Genomic DNA, 19,532 nt, shown 5'->3' on the forward strand with positions numbered 1-19,532 from the left:
CCGCCAGACGAAACAAGACCGCCGCACCGACTGGGTGCGGCGGTCTCACATGCGCGACTTAACTGAACGCAACTCACGGTCAGTCGCAGACGCGTGTGGTGCGACGCACCTCTCCGCGCGGGGTCTCGCGGACCTGCGTCACGGTGCGGCAATCACGCTCGGCGCGATACGCCCTGCGACGCTCCCAGCGGTCACGCTCGCGCCAGCGCTCCTCGCGCCGGATTTCCCGATCGACAGCGCGCTCACGCGGCGAGCGCGGGTCGACCGAAACGCCGCCGGGACCGATATTGATCGACTGGGCATAGGCCCCGGCACTGCCGAGCAGCAGACCGGCCACAAGAGTCGAAGCAAGCAGTTTCATCGGCTTTTCCTCCATTGTCGGGACAAGCAACGATAAGGGCCGGCAAAGGTTCCCTGCCGATACCGCCGCGAAATTCAGCCCGCCAACGAGAACGGCGCCCGCAAGGGGCGCCGTCGCAGGAGGAACCGAGCTGCCGGATCAGTGCAGGATCTGGCTGAGGAAGAGCTTGGTACGCTCGTGCTGCGGGTTCTTGAAGAACTCGTTGGGCTCGTTCATCTCGACGATCTGGCCGGCGTCCATGAAGATCACCCGGTCGGCGACCTGGCGGGCGAAGCCCATCTCGTGGGTGACGCAGAGCATGGTCATGCCTTCGTCGGCGAGCGAGACCATGGTGTCGAGCACCTCCTTGACCATTTCGGGGTCGAGCGCCGAGGTCGGCTCGTCGAACAGCATGATCTTCGGGCTCATGCACAGCGAGCGGGCAATCGCCACGCGCTGCTGCTGGCCGCCCGAGAGCTGGCCCGGATACTTGCCCGCCTGCTCCGGGATCTTGACGCGCTTGAGATAGTGCATCGCGATCTCCTCGGCGTCCTTCTTGGGCATCTTGCGAACCCAGATCGGCGCCAGCGTCAGGTTCTCGAGGATCGTCAGATGCGGGAACAGGTTGAAGTGCTGGAAGACCATGCCGACGTCGCGGCGGATCTCGTCGATCTTCTTGAGGTCGTTGGTCAGCTCGGTGCCGTCGACGATGATCTGGCCCTTCTGGTGCTCTTCCAGCCGGTTGATGCAGCGGATCATCGTCGACTTGCCGGAGCCCGACGGGCCGCAGATCACGAGCTTTTCGCCGCGCGACACCTTCAGGTTGATGTCGCGCAGCACGTGGAACTCGCCATACCACTTGTTGACGCCGATCATCTCGACCGCCGTCGCGGTGTTGAGCGCGGTCGGCTTCAGCGCGGACGGGCGCGAGCTGGTGGTTTCTGCCATAGCCATGATTTGATCCCCTCAACGCTTCTGGCCGGCGGCGAGCCGCTTCTCGACCGCGATCGAGTAGCGAGACATGCCCCAGCAACACAGGAAATAGAAAACAGCAGCGAATGCATAGCCCGTCGCGCGGGTGGTCGGCGTCGCCCAGGTCGGGTCGACCAGGGTCGCCTCGATGGTGCGCAGGAAGTCGAAGATACCAACGATGGTGACCAGCGTCGTATCCTTGAACAGCCCGATGAAGGTATTGACGATGCCCGGGATCACGATCCGCAGCGCCTGCGGCAGGATGATCAGCCGCATCATGCTCCAATAGCCGAGGCCGAGCGACATCGCGCCCTCGTACTGGCCCTTGGGCATGGCCTGCAGGCCGCCGCGCACCACCTCTGCCATATAGGCGGCGGCAAAGAGCGCGACGCCGACCAGCGGCCGCAGCAGCCGGTCCGGCGAATATTCCTGCGGCACGAACAGCGGCAGCATGGTGTTGGCCATGAACAGCACGGTGATCAGCGGCACGCCGCGGACGAACTCGATGAAGATCACCGAGAGCAGCTGGATGATCGGCAGCTTCGAGCGCCGGCCGAGCGCCAACACGACGCCGAGCGGCAACGAGAAGACGATGCCGACCGCCGCGATCAGGAAGGTCACGGTCATGCCGCCCCAGAGGCCGGTGTCGACCCTGGGCAAGCCGGGACTGCTCGCCAGCACACTCAGGAAGCCCAAGATGACGAGCGCGAACAGCACGAGTTGCTTCGGTCCGAAGAAGCGCTTCCAGATCGGCAGCTGCTCGACCACCGCCAGAGCGGCGTCGCCGATGTAGAAGCGGACGATCTGCGGCACGAAGGACAGGATGACGTAGAGCGCGGCGAGCGCCAGGGTGACAATCATGCAGGTGCGCAGGAAATTTTCCGCGCCGGGACCGCCGAGCAGCAGCACATAGGCCGAGATCGGCATCAGCACGAAGAAGAAGAAGATGCCGAGCTTCTTCTTGGGCGCACTCGTCCAGAGCAGCCAGGCCACGCCGAGCGCGAACATCACGAAGACGATGTTCACGCGCCAGCGCTGGTTGATCGGGTAGGAGCCGTAGATGAAGTACTGGAAGCGGTCGGCGATATAGGCCCAGCAGGCGCCGACCGGCCGGCCGACCTTGTCGGCAAGGCAGGCGTCGCGATTGGTGCCGGACCAGACCGCATCGAGGAAGTAGAAGCGGATCAGCCCCGGAACCGCGTCGATGACGAGATAGAGGCAAAGCAGCGTCAGCGCGATGTTGAGCGGGCTGGAGAGCAGGTGCTGCCTGATCCAGGCGAGCGGGCCGGCGACGGAGAGCGGCGCTGGTTGCTGCTCCAGCGTCTCATTGCGGACGAAGGCGTAGGGAGCCATTTCGGTGGTTGCGTCGGTCATAGGGGCGCCCTCACCGTTCCACCAGCGCCATGCGCTTGTTGTAGATGTTCATGAACAGAGAGGTCACCAGCGAGATGGTCAGATAGACCGCCATGGTGATGGCGACGACCTCGACCGCCTGCCCTGTCTGGTTCAGCACCGTGCCGGTGAAGACCTGGACGAGATCGGGATAGCCGATCGCCACTGCGAGCGAGGAGTTCTTGGTCAGGTTGAGATAGTTCGAGGTCAAAGGCGGTATGATCACGCGCATCGCCTGTGGAATGACCACGAGCTTCAGCGTTGGTCCGGCCCTCAGGCCGAGTGCATTGGCGGCCTCGGTCTGCCCCTTCGAGACGGCGAGGATGCCGGCGCGGACTACTTCGGCGATGAAGCCGGCGGTATAGGTCGTGAGACCGACCAGCAGCGCAACGAACTCGGGGAAGATCTGGATGCCGCCACGCAGGTTGAAGCCGGCGAGCTCGGGATAGACGAAAGTGATCGGCCGGCCGGTGATTAAATAGACCAGCACTGGCAAAACGACGATCAGGCCGAGGCCAACCCAGCCGGTCGGATACTGCTTGCCGGTCGCGGCCTGCTGTTTGCGGGCCCAGGACCGGAAGAGGAAGGTCGCGACCAGGCCGATCAGGAAGGCCCAGATGATCAGGCTGCCGCCCGGCCCGAGTTGCGGATCGGGGATGTAGAGGCCGCGATTGTTGAGCAGCGCGCCGGCCGGCAGCTCGATCGACTGTCGCGGATTAGGCAGCGGCTTCAGCACCGCATTGTACCAGAAAAACAGCTGCAGCAGCAGCGGCAGGTTGCGGATGACCTCGACATAGATCATCGCGAGCTTGGAGACGATCCAGTTGCTCGACAATCTGGCGACGCCGACGAAGAAACCGAGGAAGGTTGAGAGCACGATGCCGATCGAGGCGACGAGCAGCGTGTTGAGCAGGCCGACCCAGAAGGCCTGGCCATAGGTGCTGCCCGATGCGCTGAAGGGGATCAGCTTCTGGTTGACGTCGAAGCCGGCCGCGTTGTTCCAGAAGCCAAAGCCTGAGGCGATCTTCTGGGCCCGGAGATTCTCGATCGCGTTCGAAGCGGCGGACCAGATCAGGAAGCCGACCACGGCGAGCAGGGCGAACTGATAGACATAACCCCTGATCTTGGGGTCGTAGAAAAACGAGGCTTTGCCCGGTTTGATCTCGGCGGAAGTAGTCGACACGTCTGACGCCCTTCTCAAATGTTGGCGACCGAGGGTCCGGCGGCGACCCTGAGCGGATCACTGCCGGCCGGTATTGTTATCCGGTTCGCTGGAACAAGACAGCTTCAATGAGCGATGCGCGGCGAGAGCCGCGCATCGGTGGTTCTCAGCGGATCGGCGGCGCGTATTGCAGCCCGCCTTTGCTCCAGAGCGCGTTCTGGCCCCGCGCGATCTTGAGCAGCGAGCCCGCGCCGACATTGCGCTCGAAGCTCTCGCCGTAATTTCCGACGTGCTTGACGATCCGATAGGCCCAATCATTCGTCAGGCCCATCGGCTCGCCGAACTTGCCTTCGGTCCCGACGAAACGCTTAATCTCCGGGTTGTCGGATTTGAGCATTTCGTCGGCATTCGCCTTGGTGATGCCCAGCTCCTCGGCATTCACCATGGCGAAGAGCGACCATTTGACGATATCGAGCCAGACATCGTCGCCATGGCGCACGACCGGACCGAGCGGCTCCTTCGAGATGATCTCCGGCAACACCATGTGCTCCTCCGGATTCGAGAGCGTCAGACGCTCTGCATAAAGGCCCGAGGCGTCGGTGGTGAAGGCGTCACAGCGGCCGGACTCATAAGCCTTGACCGTCTCCTGGTTGGAGGCGAAGGCGACAACCTCGTACTTGATCTTGTTGCTGCGGAAATAGTCCGCGAGGTTGAGTTCGGTCGTCGTGCCCTGCTGGGTGCAGATCGAGGCACCGGCGAGCTTCAGCACGGAATCGATGCCGAGCTTCTTGCGAACCATGAAGCCCTGGCCGTCATAGTAGTTGACGCCGGCGAAGTTCAGGCCGAGCGCGGTGTCGCGCGAGAGCGTCCAGGTCGTGGTGCGCGACAGCAGATCCACCTCACCCGACTGCAGCGAGGTGAAGCGGTCCTTGGCCGAGAGCGGGATGAACTTGACCTTGGCCGGATCGTTGAAGATGGCAGAGGCGACGGCGCGGCAGACGTCCACGTCCATGCCAGTCCAATTGCCCTGCTGATCGGGGATACCGAAACCGGCGAGACCGGTTCCCGAGCCGCAGTGCAGGATGCCGCGATTCTTGACCTGCGCCAGAGTAGCCGACTGGGCGAGTGCTCCGCTCGCGCATATGGCGGCGGAAACGGCGATGAGCGCCGCGCCAAAGATCTGTTTCATTATTGTTCTGTCCCCTGTTTCACGGAACGGGTTTTCCCGCTCTCGATTAGCTAGCAAGCCCCAGGCCAGCCCATGCCGGCCATCATCTCCTTTTCACTTCGTCCAACCGAACGGCTTGAACCCCGAAACGGACCCCCTCGAACAATCACCGGATCGGCGGCGCGTACTGCAATCCCCCCTTGGTCCAGAGCGCGTTCTGGCCGCGCGACATCCTCAGCACCGAGCGGCTGCCGACGGTGCGCTCGAAGCTCTCGCCGTAATTGCCGACATGCTTGACGATCCGGTAGGCCCAGTCGGCGGTCAGGCCGAGGCCCTCGCCGAACTTGCCGTCGATCCCGAGCAGACGCCTGATCTCGGGATTGGTCGAGCCTCGCATCTGGTCGACATTCGCCTTTGTGACGCCGAGTTCCTCGGCGTTCAGCATGGCGAAATGGACCCAGCGCACGATCTTGAACCATTGCGAGTCGTTGTCCCGGGTCAGCGGGCCGAGCGGCTCCTTGGAGATGATCTCGACGAGAACCATGTGGTCGTCCGGCGTCGTCAGCTTGAGGCGCTCGGAATAGAGCGACGAAGCGTCCGTCGTGAACGCGTCGCAGCGCCCGGCATCATAGGCCTTGAGCGTCTCGGGGCCGGTGTCGAAGGCGACGATGCTGTGCCTGAGATTGTTGATCTTGAAATAGTCGACGACGTTGAGCTCGGTCGTGGTGCCCCGCTGGACGCAGATCGATGCGCCGGCCAGCTGCATCGCCGACATGACGCCGAGCTTGCGGCGCACCATGAGGCCTTGGCCGTCATAATAGTTGACATTGGTGAAGAGCAGGCCGGGCGGCGTGTCGTTCGAGATCGTCCAGGTCGAGTTGCGCACCAGCACGTCGACGTCGCCGGCCAGGAGCGCCTTGAAGCGATCATTGGCGGAGAGCGGAATGAACTTGACCTTGGCTGGATCGTTGAAGATCGTCGCGGCGATGGCCCGGCAATATTCGACGTCGAGCCCGCTCCAGTTGCCCTGCGGATCGGGCGCACCGAAGCCGATCAGGCCGGTATTCGAGCCGCAGTTCAGGACGCCGCGGCTCTTGATCTGAGCCAGAGTCTGCTGCGCCTGCGCACTCGCGGAGCCGAGCAGCGCCGCGACGACGAACAGCGCCGCGCTGATGATCCTGATCATGCCTGTCCCCTGTCCGGCGGAACGGGTTCGTCCCGTTCTCTGTCAGTGCCGCATTCCGGACCGCGCCGGTCCGGCAACCCACTGCTTTCCTGGAGCCTTGGAAAGAATCGGGGCGGGCACCGGAAGTGCCCGCCCCGCATGGATCACTCAGCGAACCGGCGGCGCGTATTGCAGTCCGCCCTTGGTCCAGAGCGCGTTCTGGCCACGGGCGATCTTCAGCAGCGAGCCCTGACCGACGTTCTTCTCGAAGCTCTCGCCGTAATTGCCGACATGCTTGATGATCCGGTAAGCCCAATCGGCGGTCAGGCCGATGCTCTCGCCGAACTTGCCCTCGGTGCCGAGCAGGCGCTTGATCTCGGGGTTGCTCGACTTCAGCATCTCGTCGACGTTCGCCTTGGTCACGCCGAGTTCCTCGGCGTTGATCATGGCGTAGTGGACCCACTTCACCAGGCCGAACCACTGGCTGTCATTGTTGCGGGTGGACGGACCGAGCGGCTCCTTCGAGATGATCTCGGGCAGGACCATGTGATCGTCCGGCGCGGTCAGCTTCAGACGCTCGGCGTAGAGGCCCGAGGCGTCGGTGGTGAAGGCGTCGCAACGGCCAGAATCATAGGCCTTGACCGTCTCGTCGGCGCTCGCGAAGGCGACGACTTCGTATTTCAGGTTATTAGCGCGGAAGAAGTCGGCGAGGTTGAGCTCGGTCGTGGTGCCCTGCTGGGTGCAGACCGAGGCGCCGTTGAGCTGCAGCGCCGAGTTCACGCCGAGCTTCTTGCGGATCATGAAGCCCTGGCCGTCATAGTAGTTTACGCCGGTGAACTGCAGGCCGAGCGCGGTGTCGCGCGACATCGTCCAGGTCGAGTTGCGGACGAGCACGTCGACCTCGCCCGACTGCAGGGCCGTGAAACGGTCCTTGGCCGAAAGCGGGATGAACTTCACCTTGGTCGGGTCGTTGAAGATCGTCGCCGCGATGGCACGGCAGAAATCGACGTCGAGACCGGTCCAATTGCCTTGCCCGTCCGGCACGCCGAAGCCGGCGAGACCGGTGTTGGAACCGCAGTTCAGAATGCCGCGGCTCTTGACCTGCGCCAGAGTCTGCGGCGCCTGCGCCTGCGCGCTCGCCGCCGCCAGCGCAAGGCCGAGCCCGGCGACCGCGGCTGCCATGAATTTCTTCATCGTAATGTCTCCCATGAATGGCCCCGCCGGCGCCTGCCGGCCGGAACGTGCCGATCCCCCCGCATCGTCGCGACTTTTCATCCCGTTCGATGCCTAAACCTTAGTCGAAGTGCGGCGCAGGCCGATTGCCAGAGCCGCGTATGACCGTCAAGCAGAGCGCCTAGTATATCTGCCCTTTTCACCATCGGCATCACATGCGACTTTCCGGAGGTGGTCAAGTGCGGCCACAACCCATCTCCCATCCAGCGCTCAGGCTCCGGCCCATGAAAAAGCTGTCCAAGCCCGAATTCGCGCGCCTGCGCGAAAAAACCCGCCTTGCTCTTGCCGGCCGCGACCCATCCGACAGCTACGGCTTCGTCAATCCGCCGATCGTGCGCGGCTCGACCGTCATCTACCCGAACACCGAGGATTTCCTCGTCCGCAAGGCGCGTTACAGCTACGGCACCTCGGGCAGCCCGACGATCGACGCGCTGCTCGCCGCGGTCAACACCATGGAGGGCGGCGCCGGCGTGCTCGCCTGCTCGTCCGGCCTGCTCGCCTGCACCTTGCCCACCCTCGCCTTCCTGAGGTCCGGCGACCACTTTCTCGTGACCGACAGCGTCTACCACCCGATGCGCAATTTCTGCGAGCGGATGCTGCCGCGCTACGGGGTCGAGGTCACCTATTACGACCCGCTGATCGGCGAAGGCATCGCCGAGCTGTTCAAGCCGAACACCAGGGCGGTCTGGACCGAGTCCCCAGGTTCTCAGACCCTGGAGGTCCAGGACATTCCGGCGATCGTCACCGCGGCCCATGCGCGCGATATCATGGTGATGATGGACAACACCTGGGCAACGCCGCTCTTCTTCGACGCACACGCATTCGGCGTCGACGTCTCGGTCCAGGCCGGGACGAAATATTATGCCGGCCATTCCGACGTATTGATCGGCACGGTGTCGGCCCGCACGCCGGAACTCTACGCCCAGCTCAAGCTGACCTGGGACGCGCTCGGCGTCATCATCGCCGCCGAGGACGCCTATCTCACGCTGCGCGGCATCCGCACGCTCGCGGTCAGGCTCAAGGAGCAGCAACCGGCGGGGCTGGAGATGGCGAACTGGCTGGCGGAACGGCCGGAGGTCGCGCGCGTGATCCATCCGGCGCTTCCCACGGATCCCGGCCATGCCCTCTGGAAGCGCGACTTCACCGGTGCCTGCTCGCTGTTCTCGATCGAACTCGAGCCCGTCTCGATGACGGCGGTCGCAGCCATGCTCGACGGGCTCGCCCTATTCGGCATGGGCGCATCCTGGGGCGGCTACGAGAGCCTGGTGCTGCCCTTCGACTGCAAGCGCTATCGCACCGCGACCAAGCCCGGCTTCAAGGGACCGACGATCCGCTTCCATATCGGACTCGAGGATCTCGAAGACCTGAAGGAGGACCTCGATGCGGGTTTTGCGCGGCTGAGGGCAGCAAGCTGAATCTCGCCGCGATGCCGGACACACCGGTCGTCTTTGCCTATCTGGACGAGCCGCCCTTCTGCTGGCCGGGAGCCGACGGCGCCGCGCAGGGCTGCGATGTCGAGCTGGTCACCGCGGCCTTGCAGGCGCTCGGCATCACGCAGTTCGAGCAGCAGCTGACGAGTTTCGCCGAATTGCTGCCCGGCCTCGCCCATGGGCGCTGGACGATCACCACCCCGCTCTTCGTCACGGCCGAACGACAAAGGCTGGTCGATTTCAGCCGGCCGGTCTGGGCGCTGACGGACGGGCTGCTGGTGCGAGCCGCCGATCGCGGGCGACTGACCGGCTATCGCGCCGTCGCCGAGACCGGCGCGCGACTCGTGATCGTCGGCGGCCAGGTGCAGGAACAGGCCGGAATCGCAGCCGGCATCGCTCTGGATTGTATCCTCAGCGTTGCGACGCAGGAGGACGCCGTCACTGCGGTCGCCGATGGCCGCGCCGACGCCTATGCCAGCGTCGCCATGGCGCATCGCGGCTATCTCGCCCGCGAGCCTGATCCGGCGCTGGCGATCGTGAATGTGCCCGCGAGCGAGAGCGTGCCGGCTGCCGGGGCCTTCGCCTTCGGCAAGCAGCACGCTGCTCTGCGGGAGCGCTTCAACACGGCGCTCGACGGCCTGATTGGCACGGACTGGCACCGCGCCATGATGGCGCGCCACGGCTTCCCCTCTGGAGAATACTGACGGCCTCAGCCCGGCCCGGAATTCGTGTCCTCGCCGCGGGCCTTGGCTCGCAGGACGAATTGCAGGTTGCGCAGGTAGACGAACAGGCCAAAGCCCTGGCCGAGGATGAAGACCGGGTCGCGGCGGTAGAGCGCATAGACGAAGAGCAGCGCGCCGCCGCCGATCGAGAACCACCAGAAGGTCATCGGCACGACGGAGCGCTGCGCCTTCTCGCTGGCGAGCCACTGCACCACGAAGCGCATGGTGAAGAGGCCCTGCGCGACCACGCCGAGCAGGACCCACCAATCGACATTGTTGACGAAGACGTCGTGGAAATAGTCCCCGATCATGTTCTGCAGGTCGACGAGCATCAGCGCGCCTCCGTCACGATCTGCGGCACGCGCTTACGGCGCCGGATCAGCCACCAGACGCCGGCGAGGTCGAGAATCCCGACCCAGAGCCGATCGAAGAAGCCGTAATTGGAGACGCCGGTCAGGCGCTGGCGGTCGCGCACGTCGTGATGCAGCACGTCGTACCCCTCGCGCACGACGAGCGCCGGCATGAAGCGGTGCAGCGCGTCGAAATAGGGCAGCGCCAGATAGGTCTCGCGCCGGAAGCATTTCAAGCCGCAGCCGGTGTCGCGCGTGGCGTCCCGAAGGATCGCGCCCCGCACCTTGTTGGCGATGCGCGACTGCATGCGCTTGAAGCCGGTATCCTTGCGGCCGAAGCGCTGGCCCTGGACCAGGCCGGCGGACGGCCCGGCGGCTTCTAGCTGCGCCAGCATCGCCGGGATGAAGGCGGGATCGTTCTGGCCATCGCCGTCGAGGGTCGCGACGATTGGGGCTGTCGCCGCCCTGACCCCGCTGCGCACCGCCGCAGACTGGCCGCAGGACTGGGCATGGCGGACGACCCGCAGCCAGGGCCGCGTCGCGGAGAGGCCGGCGAGCGCGGCGGCGGTGCCGTCGCTGGAGCCGTCGTCGACATAGATCAGCTCGAAGGCGCCGAGGTCGGTGCAGGCATTCTCGATGTCGCGGACGAGCGGGGCGATGTTGCCCTCTTCATTGCGCACCGGCACGACGATGCTGATGCGGAGCTGGCCGGCGGGAGGCACGGGGTCGGTCACGGATTCCAAGTCTTTCTGCATTGCGGCGCGCAAACTGCGTCAAGCGCCGCGACGGGGCAAGCGCCGATCACTCGCGGACATAGACGCTCATCTCGATGCGCTTGCCACCATTGAGATTGAAGCCGGAGATGGTGGTCAGCAGCCGCGGCGCCACGCCCGAGGCGGCGAGCCCCTGCCGGAAGCCGTCGAGGAAGCGACCTTCGACCAGTGCAACGCGGCAGCCGGGCTCGCGCAGGAAGCTCGCCGCCGCGCCGCCGTCGACCCCCATGCGCAGGTTCGTGCCGACCAGGAAGACCAGGCTCGGCTCGCGATAGCCGACGGTCATGACCTGCGGGCTCGGACAGCTCACCGCCTGCACCGCTTCCGCCAGCCGCGGCGACAGCTTGAGACCGCGCAGGCTGGGCGAAGCGAGGCCGAAGACGCCGGCGCTGAGCAGCAGGCTCGCGACCACGCCGCGCCAGAGCGCCCCCTCGAAGGCGCCCTCGCGGAAAGCCGGGAAGCCGCGGAAGGCCACGATCAGCGCCAGCGCCAGGACCGGCAGAGCCAGCCAGGGCAAGGTCCTGTCAAGCGTCCAGGTGCCGACGAGCAGCACGCCGACCAGCGCCGCCGGCACCAGCACGACGAGAAGGGCCGTCAGGGTCGAGCCGCGGCGGAAGCGGTTGATGCCGCCATTGACCAGGGCGAGCAGCAGCAATGCTGTGATCGCCGGATAGAGCGGCAGCACATAATGCGGCAGCTTGGTCGGCACCGCCTCGAAGACGAGCCAGGACGGCACGATCCAGGCGAGCAGGAACAGGATCTGCGGCTCGCGCCGCTTCACCCAGGCGAAGGGGATCGCCATCGAGGCGAGCGCAGCCGAGGGCCAGTAGGTGCCGAAGAACAGCAGGAGATAGAGGCCGGGTGGGCCCCAATGCTTCTCCTGGCCCTCGCCGACCTTGGCGAGCATGTCCTTGCCGACGCTTTCGGCGAAGAAGTCGCCGCCGGTCTTGACCGCGATGGCGACGAACCAGGGCAGCACGACGATCAGGCAGAGCAACAGGCCGGGCCCGGGACGCAGCGAAACGAACCAGCGCAGCGAACGCTCGCGAAGGCTGAGCACGAGCACCGCCAGGCCCCAGACCATCGGCACGATCGGGCCCTTGAGCAGCAGGCCGAGCGCGGTCGCCGACCAGAACACCAGCCAGTTGTGACGGCTCGGCACGAAGGCGAGCGAGCGCGTCCAGTCGAGCCAGGCTCGGGCGAGCGCGCCCATGGTGGCGACTGCGCAGGCGGCGAGCATGGCGTCGGTCTTGGCGAAGCGGGCCTCGACACCGAGCAGCACGGCCGCAGCCATCAGGGCTCCGCCGAGCAAGGCCAGGCGCGCGCCGACGAAGGCGAGCAGTGCCCAATAGGTCAAAAGCACGGTCGCGATCGCGCCGAGGAGCGAGGGCAGCCGGTAGAGCCACATCGTGGTCCGGGCCTGTGGCACGCCAAGCGCCTCGCCGGCAGCAACGCTCGCAGCCTGCAGCCAATAGATGCCGACCGGCTTCTTGTGCCTGGCCTCGTCCTGAAAGCGGATGTCGACGAAATCGCGCGTCTCCAGCATCTGCTTGCTGGCCTGGGCGAAGCGCGGCTCGTCGCGGTCGAAGGGCTGCAGGCTGGCGAAGCCCGGCAGGAAGGCGGCGAGCGACAGCAGGACCAGCAACAGGCAGGCGCGCCGGTGGCTCGCGGACGCGAAGCTTGCGAGCCGGTCGAGACCGGAGCCGAGCGAGAACATCGACACTCCTTGTGGCCGAACCTTGCCGAGCCCGCGCTTTGCGGGCTCGGCTGGTGGGCAGGCGATCGGGTGGACCGCCGCGGCGTTTACGGCGTCGGACCGCTCGCGGCAAGCATGCAGATGCGATCCCAGACGACGCCGGCATGGCTCAAAAGCGGGCCTGTCCGGGCAGTTGAGACCTGTTTGCGTCTCAATGATGGCAGCGGGACGCTTGGAACCCGACATCCTCGACAAAGGTTGCCTGTGTGGGTCGCGTGTCGGCGTAGGACAGCGACGGACCAGTACTTGGAAAGGCAGGACACGATGAAGATGCCGATCGCCGTTCATACCGACGAAGATTACGAGCGGGCCCAGCAGCGCTTGGCCGAGCTCAATGCCACCCCTGACAGCAAGGACAAGGACCGCGAGCTGGAGGCTCTAGCTGAAGCGATGCTCGCTTTCGAGCTGCGCCGCGACGAAGCGCAGGAGTGAGGCAAAGTGGCGAGCCCGGCAGGATTCGAACCTGCGACCAGCAGCTTAGAAGGCTGCTGCTCTATCCAGCTGAGCTACGGGCCCTGAAGGAAACGGCGGGCTTGGTATCCGCCGTTCACTTGAACTTCAATGCGTCCACTGGCCGACGCGGTTGAACTTGAAATTGTCGGCATAAGCCATGCCGCGGCGCTTGGGCGCGTGTGGCTGTTCCAGCCGATAGGCGATGCCATTGCGCGTCGCATAGGCGACAGCTTCCTCGGCGGTGTCGAACCAGAGCCGAAGCTGACTCTTCATGTCGCCCGACGAGGTCCAGCCCATGAGCGGCTCGATCTCGCGCGGCCGCTCCGGCTCGTATTCGAGCAGCCAGCGGCCGGTCTTGGCCGTGCCGGACTGCATCGCGTTGCGGGCCGGCGAATAGATCCGTGCCGTCATGCTCCCCCTCGCCTTCCGGCAAAGCCCAAAATGGTCGGGGCACCAGGATTCGAACCTGGGACCCTCTGCTCCCAAAGCAGATGCGCTACCGGGCTGCGCTATACCCCGAATATTCTGCAAGTGCATGGAATCACTCGCCGAACCGTCACCGCGCCTCAATGAGGCGAAGCAACGCGCTACGCCATAGCATCGAACTGGCGGGATGGGAACAGCTCGCGCTGCCGCAGTGCCTAGACGACGATGAGATCACGTGAGCTTCGCCATCGCGATTTACAGCCGTTGCGGCTGACGAGCACAATGTCGATGATGCTTGCGCCGAGCCGCTCCTCGTGCAGGACAACCGGCGGCTCGATGCCGACGGCGATGCCGGCCCGCAGCGTGCAGCGGCTGCCTCCGATCATGTGCATCGGCTCGCTCCAGTTCGGCGGGAATCCGGCGCCAGCCCATAGCCGGAGGTGTGGAAGCGGCCATGTTCGGGGCCAAGGCTGAAACCGTGGTGATCGGCGCTGTCGCCGGCCCGGGCGACATCAATTTCGCGCTTAGGCTGGGCTATCGCCGGCCGCTTCCGCCTCGACCTCCGGCCAGGTCATCCTCGCCTTCCGGGATGGGGCCGATTCGGACTCTGCTCTGAAGGCCATCGCGGCGGCGGGCTTCCTGATCGCCGACAGCCACGACGTCGTCGGCGTGACCGACATCAGCGCGCCGATCCTCGACCGCAAGGGCCAGGCGATCGCTAGCGTCGTCGTCCCCTATCTGAACCGGCGCGAAGCGCGCGCAGCATCGCGAGGCCCTGGCGGCGCTGCTCGCTTGCTCTGGCGGCGTTTCGAGAGAGCGGGGCTGAGCCGGCAATCCGGCCCAAAAGCTCTCAGCGTTTGAACAGCGGATGCTCGACCTTGTCGCCCGGCTTGATGCCGAGCTTCTCGGCGATGCCGGCATTGACCTCGAGAACCGAGAGCACCGGCTCGCCGGAGGGGATGGTGCGGGTCGAGAGCGGCTCGGCCCGCTCGGCGATCCGCGCGACCGTGCCGTCGGCGCGGATGAACAGCATGTCGAGCGAGATGTAGGTGTTCTGCATCCACATCGCGACCGGCTCGACCTGCTTGAAGTCGAACAGCATGCCGCGATCGGCCGGCATGAACTGACGGTGCATCAGCCCGCGCGCGCGCTGGTCAGGCGTCCGCATGACCTCGACCTGGAAGGCGTGGCGGCCGGAGGCCGTGACGATGGTGAGCGGCTCCAGCCCGGCAGCGGCGGGGGGGCTCTGCGCGTCGGCGGAATTTGGCAGCATGGCGAAGGCGACGACGACCAGCATGGCGGCGAAGACGCCTCGCAGCAAACGTTCCACAAAAGACATCATCGCGCCTCGCGCCCGACAGGCCATCCCGCCACAGCCTTGCCGCGGCCTCGTGGCGGTTCTGGGGCCAATGGCACGAAGCTGCGCCCCGTCGTCAAGCTTTTCGCCGATCCAGCCCGCTCGCATCTTCCTTTCGTCATCGCCTTGCGGCAGGGTCTGCGCCGACTTCCCATCGGAAGCGACTTCGCCGCGCCGCCGGCGAATCCGCCTCTGACGCCGCCAATCGGAGCTTGACCCGGGTTATGCGCCCGCGGGCCTAGACGATGCTTCAGGAGACCATCATGACGATTTTGCCCGGCCGACGCCTCGCCAGCTCCCGGCCGCTGACCACGGCGGGGCTCCTGCTGCTCCTCCTGGCCAATCCCGCCGCCGCGGCCGACTTCCAGCTCGACAATCTGAAGCTCGACTTCGGCAAGTTCGTCGTGTCGATCCCGAAGCTCGACGTGAAGGGCACGCCGCTCGACCGCGACAGCTTCCGCGCGCTGCTTCTGTCGAGCGCGAGCGCTGCTCCGGCGGGCGGCGTCGCCGGCGCGATCGCCGGAGCGAGCCAGGCGGTGCAGCCCGGCGAGAGCGTGATCACACGCCTCGGCAAGCTCAACGCCAGCGAGATCAGCGCTCCAACCCTGGTGATGGAGCAGACGTTCGGCCCGCAGAAGCAGGTCACCACCTATCGCAACATCAAGTTCTCCGACATCCGCGAAGGCCGGATCGGGCGCGGCGAATCGAGCGACGGCACGATCAAGGTCGAGGGTGCGGCCACCGGGCCGATGAACGGCGAGATCAAGCGCACCAGCTTCGAAGTGCTCGACCTGATGCAGATCGCCCGCATCTTCGGCGAGAAGGCCAAGCCCGGCGAGACCGCGCCGCTGCAGCCGATCATCGGCAAAATCGACCAGGACGGCTATGTCCTCGACCTCGGCGAGCAGGGCAAGATCACCGCCGGCAAGGCTTCCCTACGCGGCTTCAAGGCACGCGTCGCCTCCGAGCCGATGGGCGAGCTCCTGACCCGCATCGCCGAGTTGAGCGATGAATCGGAGAAGGCCGCGCACAACCTCAACAGCAAGGAAGACCCGGCGGTCAGCGACGCGCGCGACCGCAAGCTCCTCGTCGCCATGGCCGAGATCTTCGACGCCGTCGACTATGGCAGCGGCGAGATCCGCGACATCGTGATGTCGCTGAAAACGCCGCCCAAGCCCGGCGCCAAGGCGGAGCCGGTCGACATGCGCTTCTCGCGCATCGCCTTCGGCGAGGACGCGCCCGAAAAGTCGGGCGTTTCCATCGAGGGCCTGCAGTTCGAGGGAGGCGGCGCCAAGGGCGTCGTCGGCCTCATCGGCTATTCCGGCTTCTCGCTGGAAGGCGTCATCCGCGAGGTCAAGGCCGTCGCAGCCTCTGCGGTCGACATCAAGGCGCTCGACTTCCGCCGCTTCATCCCGAAGCTCGGCACGGTCAAGATGAGCGGCGTGCAGATGACCGTGCCGCAGGAGGGCAAGCGCGGCCGCCCGGCCGGCCCGCCGATGCAGGTCGGCCTCGGGAATTTCGAGCTCAAGACTGGCGAGCAGCTCAACGGCATCCCGACCGACATGACGCTGAGCCTCGACCAGATCACCTTCCCGATCGTCGAAAGCGCCGACAATCCCGCCGCCAAGGACCTTTTGGCGATGGGCTATCGCACTCTCGACCTTTCGGCGAAGCTCTCCCTCGCCTGGCAGGAGGCGAGCAAGGAATTCGCCATTCGCACGCTCTCGCTCGGCGGCGTCGGCATGGCCAAGCTCGACGCCACCGGCACGCTCGGCAATATCGGCAAGGAAATCTTCACCGGCGATCTTGCTCTGGCGCAGGTCGCACTGCTCGGCGCCACTGCCAAGACCGTCGAGCTCAAGCTGCAGAATCTCGGCCTCGCCGAGAAGCTGATCGAGAACGAGGCGAAGAAGTCGAAGCGCAATGTCGAGGACGTCCGGCGCGAATACGGCATGATGGCGAGCCTCGGCCTCGCCGCCATCCTCGGCCCGTCGGATGGCGCCAAGACGCTGGCGAACGCGGTCGCCCGCTTCGTCGCCAAGCCGGGCACGCTGACGGTGAAAGCCACCGCGAAAACGCCGACTGGCCTCGGCCTCGCCGATGTGATCGCGCTCGGCGAGCCGACCGAGATCTTCGAGAAGATCGACGTCGACGCCACGGCGGAGTGATGACCCAATACCCGACCAACAGCCCGGACGCCGATTGGCGTCCGGGTCCCCTCGCCGTCTGGTGGGCTGGTCTCCCGACCGGCCCGCGCGGTTTTTTCAAACGGTGGGTCAATCCCTACAACCAGACGCGCATCCATCTGGCGAAGCTGCTGGCCCGACGCCCCGGGCAGGTCGTGGTCGGCGCCTTCACCTATGGCCGCCCGAAGGTTCGCTTCCCGGAAAGCGGAGCGCGGCTGTCGATCGGCCGCTACGGCTCGATCGCCGACGGCGTCGAGATCCTGCTCGGCGGCAATCATCGCACCGATTGGGGAACGACCTATCCCTTCCCTGCCCTGGCCGATCTCTGGCCGTCCGCCCGCGGCATGAGGGGCTACGACGCGACGCGCGGCGACGTCGCCATCGGCCATGATGTCTGGCTCGGTTCGCAGGCGATGATCATGTCGGGGATCACGATCGGCCACGGCGCCGTCGTCGCGGCGCGCGCCGTGGTGACGCGCGATGTGCCGCCCTATGCGATCGTCGCCGGCAATCCGGCCAGGGTCGTGCGCCTGCGCCTGCCGGAGGCGCAGGTCGAGGCGCTGCTGGCGAGCCGCTGGTGGGAGCTGCCGCCCGAGAAGGTCTCGCAGCTGCTGCCGCTGTTGATGTCGGAGCGCGTCGACGAGCTCGTGGCGGCGATCAGGCCGGCTTGAGCAGCCGGCGCTTGAGTCCGAGCGCCGGCTTCTCGACGAGATACCAGGACGCCGCGGCGACCAGCAGCGTCACGATCAGCGAGGGCGCGAACAGGGTCAGCGCCCCGACGGTCGGAAACAACGCGACGAAGGCCTGCTGCACCGGCCAGCCATAGAGGTAGACGCCGTAGGACAGGTCCGCCCCTGGCTCGCTGCGCCAGCGAGTGAGCGGCGGCGCCAGCGCCAGCACCAGCACGCCCCAGGCGGTGACGAGATAGAGCAGCGCCTTGTAGGCCGGCGTCGCCTGCGACAGGGCAACGACGACAAGCGCGACGGCAAGCCCAGGCAGCGACAGCGGCACTTTCTCGCGCCAGAGATAGATGAGGCCGCCGCTCGCGAAGATCAGCGGCAGGCGCAGCGCGGTCTCGATGCCCTTCGGCCCGTCCGGTGTGAGGATCTCGCGCAGGACCGTCGCGACGACCAACGCCGCCCAGAGGCCGAGCACGAGCCGACGATGCGCCAGCAGGCCAACCAGCCCGGCGACGAGCACCCCGAGATAGCAGAGCGTCTCGTATTTCAGTGTCCAGACCGTCCCCATCGGAAAGCGCAGCGGGTTGTCGGAGAAGACGCCGGGCAGCGGCGCCGAGCTCTTGAAGCTGGTCAATGTGCCGTTGATGAAGCGCCAGAGCTGCGGGTCGGTAAGGTAGGCGGACAGGCTGAGCTTGGTCAGCGCGCTGCCCATCAGCAGCGCGACCACCAGCGTCGCCGCGATCAGCCCCGGTGCGATGCGCAAGGCCCGGGCGACGACATAGTCGCGCCAGCCGCGCTGCTCATAGCTCATCGTCACCAGAAATCCGGAAATGGCGAAGAAGCCGTTGACCGCGTGCTCGCCGAGCGTGAAGCCGGTCGAATGCGCCAGTAGCTCGTCCTCGACCTTGCCGGTGGTGACGCTGAGCGCATGCGAGACGACAACGGCGAGCGCCAGCAACAGCCGCAGCAAGCCGAAATGGTTGTGCGGCAGGCCCAGCCCGTCGGCAGCGCTGGCGGCGCGAAGGAAGCCCGTCACGCGATGATCTCCGCCTCGTTCAGTCCCTGCCGGGACAGCGCGCTACGGCCGGCGCGCGCAGCGAGCGCACCGGCGACCGAGCCGGCATGGGCATACATCTTGTCCTGACGCAGGATCAGGCCGTAACCGATTGCCTTGGCGGCATTTTCGATGGTCTTGACCCGGCCCGGCACAGGCAACCCCCATTTGCGCGCGACGTGATGCTCCGACCAGGCGAGATGCCAGCGCGCCGTGAAGCGGCGCTGCGGCGACGGCGCGCTCGACTTTCCGCGGCCGTGCCTGGCGGCGGCACCCTCGACATGAACCAGCGCATGTCCCGCCTCGCGCAGGCGGCGGCAGAGGTCGTCGTCCTCGTAGAACAGGAAGATCGCCGGGTCGAAGCCGCCGAGGCCGAGAAAGACCTCGCGCCGCAGCAACAGGCAGGCGCCCGACAGGAATGGCAGGCAGGCATCGCCCTCCGGCAGCGTGATCCTCACCGCCTGGTTGAGATGGTCGGGCGAGAGCAGCGAGCGCGGCTGCAGGAAGACACGCCCCGACGGCTCGACCAGACGTGGCGCAAAGGCAGCGGCATCGGGATAGGCCTCAGCGGCCGCCAGCAGGGCCGCTACCGCGCCCGGCTGCACTTCGAGATCGGGATTGACGATCAGGATAAAGGGCGTCGCCGCCGCCCGCGCGCCGCGGTTGTTGGCGCGGCCATAGCCTTCGTTGCGCGCATTGCGCAGCACCTGCGCCCCGTGCCGCTCGGCGATCTCGACCGAGGCATCGCCGCTGGCATTGTCGACGACGATGGCTTCGATCCCCTCGCCCGCCAGCGCGGACAGGCAAGCGGGCAGCACCTGCGCGCTGTCGAAGCTGACGACGATGGCGGTGACGTCGGCGGAAGAAGGGCTCATGGCCAGCATCTGCACGGGACGAGCAGCTTTCGGCAAGT

The 19,532-nt window shown here is 66.1% G+C and carries 20 protein-coding genes and 2 tRNA genes; 5 read left to right on the forward strand and 17 right to left on the reverse strand.

Going from position 1 to position 19,532, the window contains the following annotated elements; genetic code table 11:
* Positions 1-79: 79 nt before the first annotated feature.
* The 7 genes from ACFPOB_RS02785 to ACFPOB_RS02815 form a co-directional block, all read right to left on the reverse strand.
* Entirely contained in the window at positions 80-361 is a 282-nt protein-coding gene (locus tag ACFPOB_RS02785) for a hypothetical protein (RefSeq protein ID WP_175506957.1), read from the reverse strand.
* Positions 362-499: 138 nt separating this feature from the next.
* Positions 500-1,288 (reverse strand): amino acid ABC transporter ATP-binding protein, encoded by a 789-nt coding sequence (locus tag ACFPOB_RS02790; RefSeq protein WP_377796046.1) that lies wholly within the window; start codon positions 1,286-1,288, stop codon positions 500-502.
* A gap of 18 nt (positions 1,289-1,306) precedes the next feature.
* Complete coding sequence (locus ACFPOB_RS02795; RefSeq protein WP_377795737.1) at positions 1,307-2,686, reverse strand: amino acid ABC transporter permease; 1,380 nt, start codon at positions 2,684-2,686, stop codon at positions 1,307-1,309.
* 10 nt (positions 2,687-2,696) lie between these two features.
* The gene (locus tag ACFPOB_RS02800) at positions 2,697-3,887 is read right to left on the reverse strand and encodes an amino acid ABC transporter permease (protein ID WP_377795739.1); all 1,191 of its coding nucleotides are present in this window, start codon (positions 3,885-3,887) and stop codon (positions 2,697-2,699) included.
* A 145-nt stretch (positions 3,888-4,032) separates the two neighbouring features.
* Positions 4,033-5,055, reverse strand: coding sequence for an amino acid ABC transporter substrate-binding protein (locus ACFPOB_RS02805; protein ID WP_377795741.1), 1,023 nt, complete (start codon positions 5,053-5,055; stop codon positions 4,033-4,035).
* A gap of 145 nt (positions 5,056-5,200) precedes the next feature.
* Entirely contained in the window at positions 5,201-6,220 is a 1,020-nt protein-coding gene (locus ACFPOB_RS02810) for an amino acid ABC transporter substrate-binding protein (RefSeq protein WP_377795743.1), read from the reverse strand.
* A gap of 147 nt (positions 6,221-6,367) precedes the next feature.
* Positions 6,368-7,393: an amino acid ABC transporter substrate-binding protein gene (locus tag ACFPOB_RS02815; RefSeq protein ID WP_377795744.1), complete on the reverse strand. Its 1,026-nt coding sequence runs from the start codon at positions 7,391-7,393 to the stop codon at positions 6,368-6,370.
* A gap of 263 nt (positions 7,394-7,656) precedes the next feature.
* On the opposite strand from ACFPOB_RS02815, the gene metC reads away from it, so the two are divergent.
* Together metC and ACFPOB_RS02825 are read left to right on the forward strand one after the other, a co-directional pair.
* Positions 7,657-8,847 carry a cystathionine beta-lyase gene (metC, locus tag ACFPOB_RS02820; protein WP_377795745.1) on the forward strand — a complete coding sequence of 397 codons (1,191 nt, stop codon included), beginning with the start codon at positions 7,657-7,659 and terminating at the stop codon, positions 8,845-8,847.
* An 11-nt stretch (positions 8,848-8,858) separates the two neighbouring features.
* Entirely contained in the window at positions 8,859-9,566 is a 708-nt protein-coding gene (locus ACFPOB_RS02825; protein ID WP_377795747.1) for a transporter substrate-binding domain-containing protein, read from the forward strand.
* Between the two features lie 5 nt (positions 9,567-9,571).
* Here the strand turns inward: ACFPOB_RS02825 and ACFPOB_RS02830 are convergent, their stop codons facing one another.
* The 3 genes from ACFPOB_RS02830 to ACFPOB_RS02840 are packed head-to-tail and all read right to left on the reverse strand — an operon-like array spanning position 9,572 to position 12,424.
* Positions 9,572-9,916 (reverse strand): lipid-A-disaccharide synthase N-terminal domain-containing protein, encoded by a 345-nt coding sequence (locus ACFPOB_RS02830; RefSeq protein WP_092161808.1) that lies wholly within the window; start codon positions 9,914-9,916, stop codon positions 9,572-9,574.
* The gene (locus ACFPOB_RS02835) at positions 9,916-10,689 is read right to left on the reverse strand and encodes a glycosyltransferase family 2 protein (protein WP_377795749.1); all 774 of its coding nucleotides are present in this window, start codon (positions 10,687-10,689) and stop codon (positions 9,916-9,918) included. Before ACFPOB_RS02835 ends, ACFPOB_RS02830 begins: the two co-directional genes overlap by 1 nt.
* Before the next feature lie 46 nt (positions 10,690-10,735).
* Positions 10,736-12,424: an ArnT family glycosyltransferase gene (locus ACFPOB_RS02840; RefSeq protein ID WP_377795750.1), complete on the reverse strand. Its 1,689-nt coding sequence runs from the start codon at positions 12,422-12,424 to the stop codon at positions 10,736-10,738.
* Between the two features lie 303 nt (positions 12,425-12,727).
* On the opposite strand from ACFPOB_RS02840, the gene ACFPOB_RS02845 reads away from it, so the two are divergent.
* Positions 12,728-12,895 carry a hypothetical protein gene (locus ACFPOB_RS02845; RefSeq protein WP_377795752.1) on the forward strand — a complete coding sequence of 56 codons (168 nt, stop codon included), beginning with the start codon at positions 12,728-12,730 and terminating at the stop codon, positions 12,893-12,895.
* A gap of 7 nt (positions 12,896-12,902) precedes the next feature.
* Here the strand turns inward: ACFPOB_RS02845 and ACFPOB_RS02850 are convergent.
* The 5 genes from ACFPOB_RS02850 to ACFPOB_RS02870 form a co-directional block, all read right to left on the reverse strand.
* A tRNA-Arg gene (locus ACFPOB_RS02850) sits at positions 12,903-12,979 on the reverse strand.
* A 42-nt stretch (positions 12,980-13,021) separates the two neighbouring features.
* Entirely contained in the window at positions 13,022-13,327 is a 306-nt protein-coding gene (locus ACFPOB_RS02855) for an ETC complex I subunit (RefSeq protein WP_092161815.1), read from the reverse strand.
* Between the two features lie 31 nt (positions 13,328-13,358).
* A tRNA-Pro gene (locus ACFPOB_RS02860) sits at positions 13,359-13,435 on the reverse strand.
* 122 nt (positions 13,436-13,557) lie between these two features.
* Positions 13,558-13,734 carry a hypothetical protein gene (locus ACFPOB_RS02865; protein WP_377795753.1) on the reverse strand — a complete coding sequence of 59 codons (177 nt, stop codon included), beginning with the start codon at positions 13,732-13,734 and terminating at the stop codon, positions 13,558-13,560.
* Positions 13,735-14,192: 458 nt separating this feature from the next.
* The gene (locus tag ACFPOB_RS02870) at positions 14,193-14,681 is read right to left on the reverse strand and encodes a DUF192 domain-containing protein (RefSeq protein WP_377795756.1); all 489 of its coding nucleotides are present in this window, start codon (positions 14,679-14,681) and stop codon (positions 14,193-14,195) included.
* Between the two features lie 281 nt (positions 14,682-14,962).
* Here ACFPOB_RS02870 and ACFPOB_RS02875 point away from each other — a divergent pair, with 281 nt between their 5' ends.
* Together ACFPOB_RS02875 and ACFPOB_RS02880 are read left to right on the forward strand one after the other, a co-directional pair.
* Positions 14,963-16,867 (forward strand): hypothetical protein, encoded by a 1,905-nt coding sequence (locus tag ACFPOB_RS02875; RefSeq protein ID WP_377795757.1) that lies wholly within the window; start codon positions 14,963-14,965, stop codon positions 16,865-16,867.
* On the forward strand, positions 16,867-17,556 hold the full coding sequence (locus ACFPOB_RS02880; RefSeq protein WP_377795759.1) for a CatB-related O-acetyltransferase: 690 nt from the start codon (positions 16,867-16,869) through the stop codon (positions 17,554-17,556). The genes ACFPOB_RS02875 and ACFPOB_RS02880 overlap by 1 nt, the downstream gene beginning before the upstream one ends.
* Here the strand turns inward: ACFPOB_RS02880 and ACFPOB_RS02885 are convergent.
* Together ACFPOB_RS02885 and ACFPOB_RS02890 are read right to left on the reverse strand one after the other, a co-directional pair.
* Complete coding sequence (locus ACFPOB_RS02885) at positions 17,543-18,601, reverse strand: acyltransferase family protein (protein ID WP_377795761.1); 1,059 nt, start codon at positions 18,599-18,601, stop codon at positions 17,543-17,545. The two genes, ACFPOB_RS02880 and ACFPOB_RS02885, sit on opposite strands and share 14 nt — an antisense overlap.
* A complete protein-coding gene (locus ACFPOB_RS02890; RefSeq protein ID WP_377795762.1) occupies positions 18,598-19,494 on the reverse strand; it encodes a glycosyltransferase in 897 nt (298 codons plus the stop codon). Before ACFPOB_RS02890 ends, ACFPOB_RS02885 begins: the two co-directional genes overlap by 4 nt.
* Between the last annotated feature and the right edge of the window lie 38 nt (positions 19,495-19,532).

Origin of the sequence: Allobosea eneae (assembly GCF_042657265.1) — a bacterium.
Classification (GTDB): Bacteria; Pseudomonadota; Alphaproteobacteria; order Rhizobiales; family Beijerinckiaceae; genus Allobosea; species Allobosea eneae.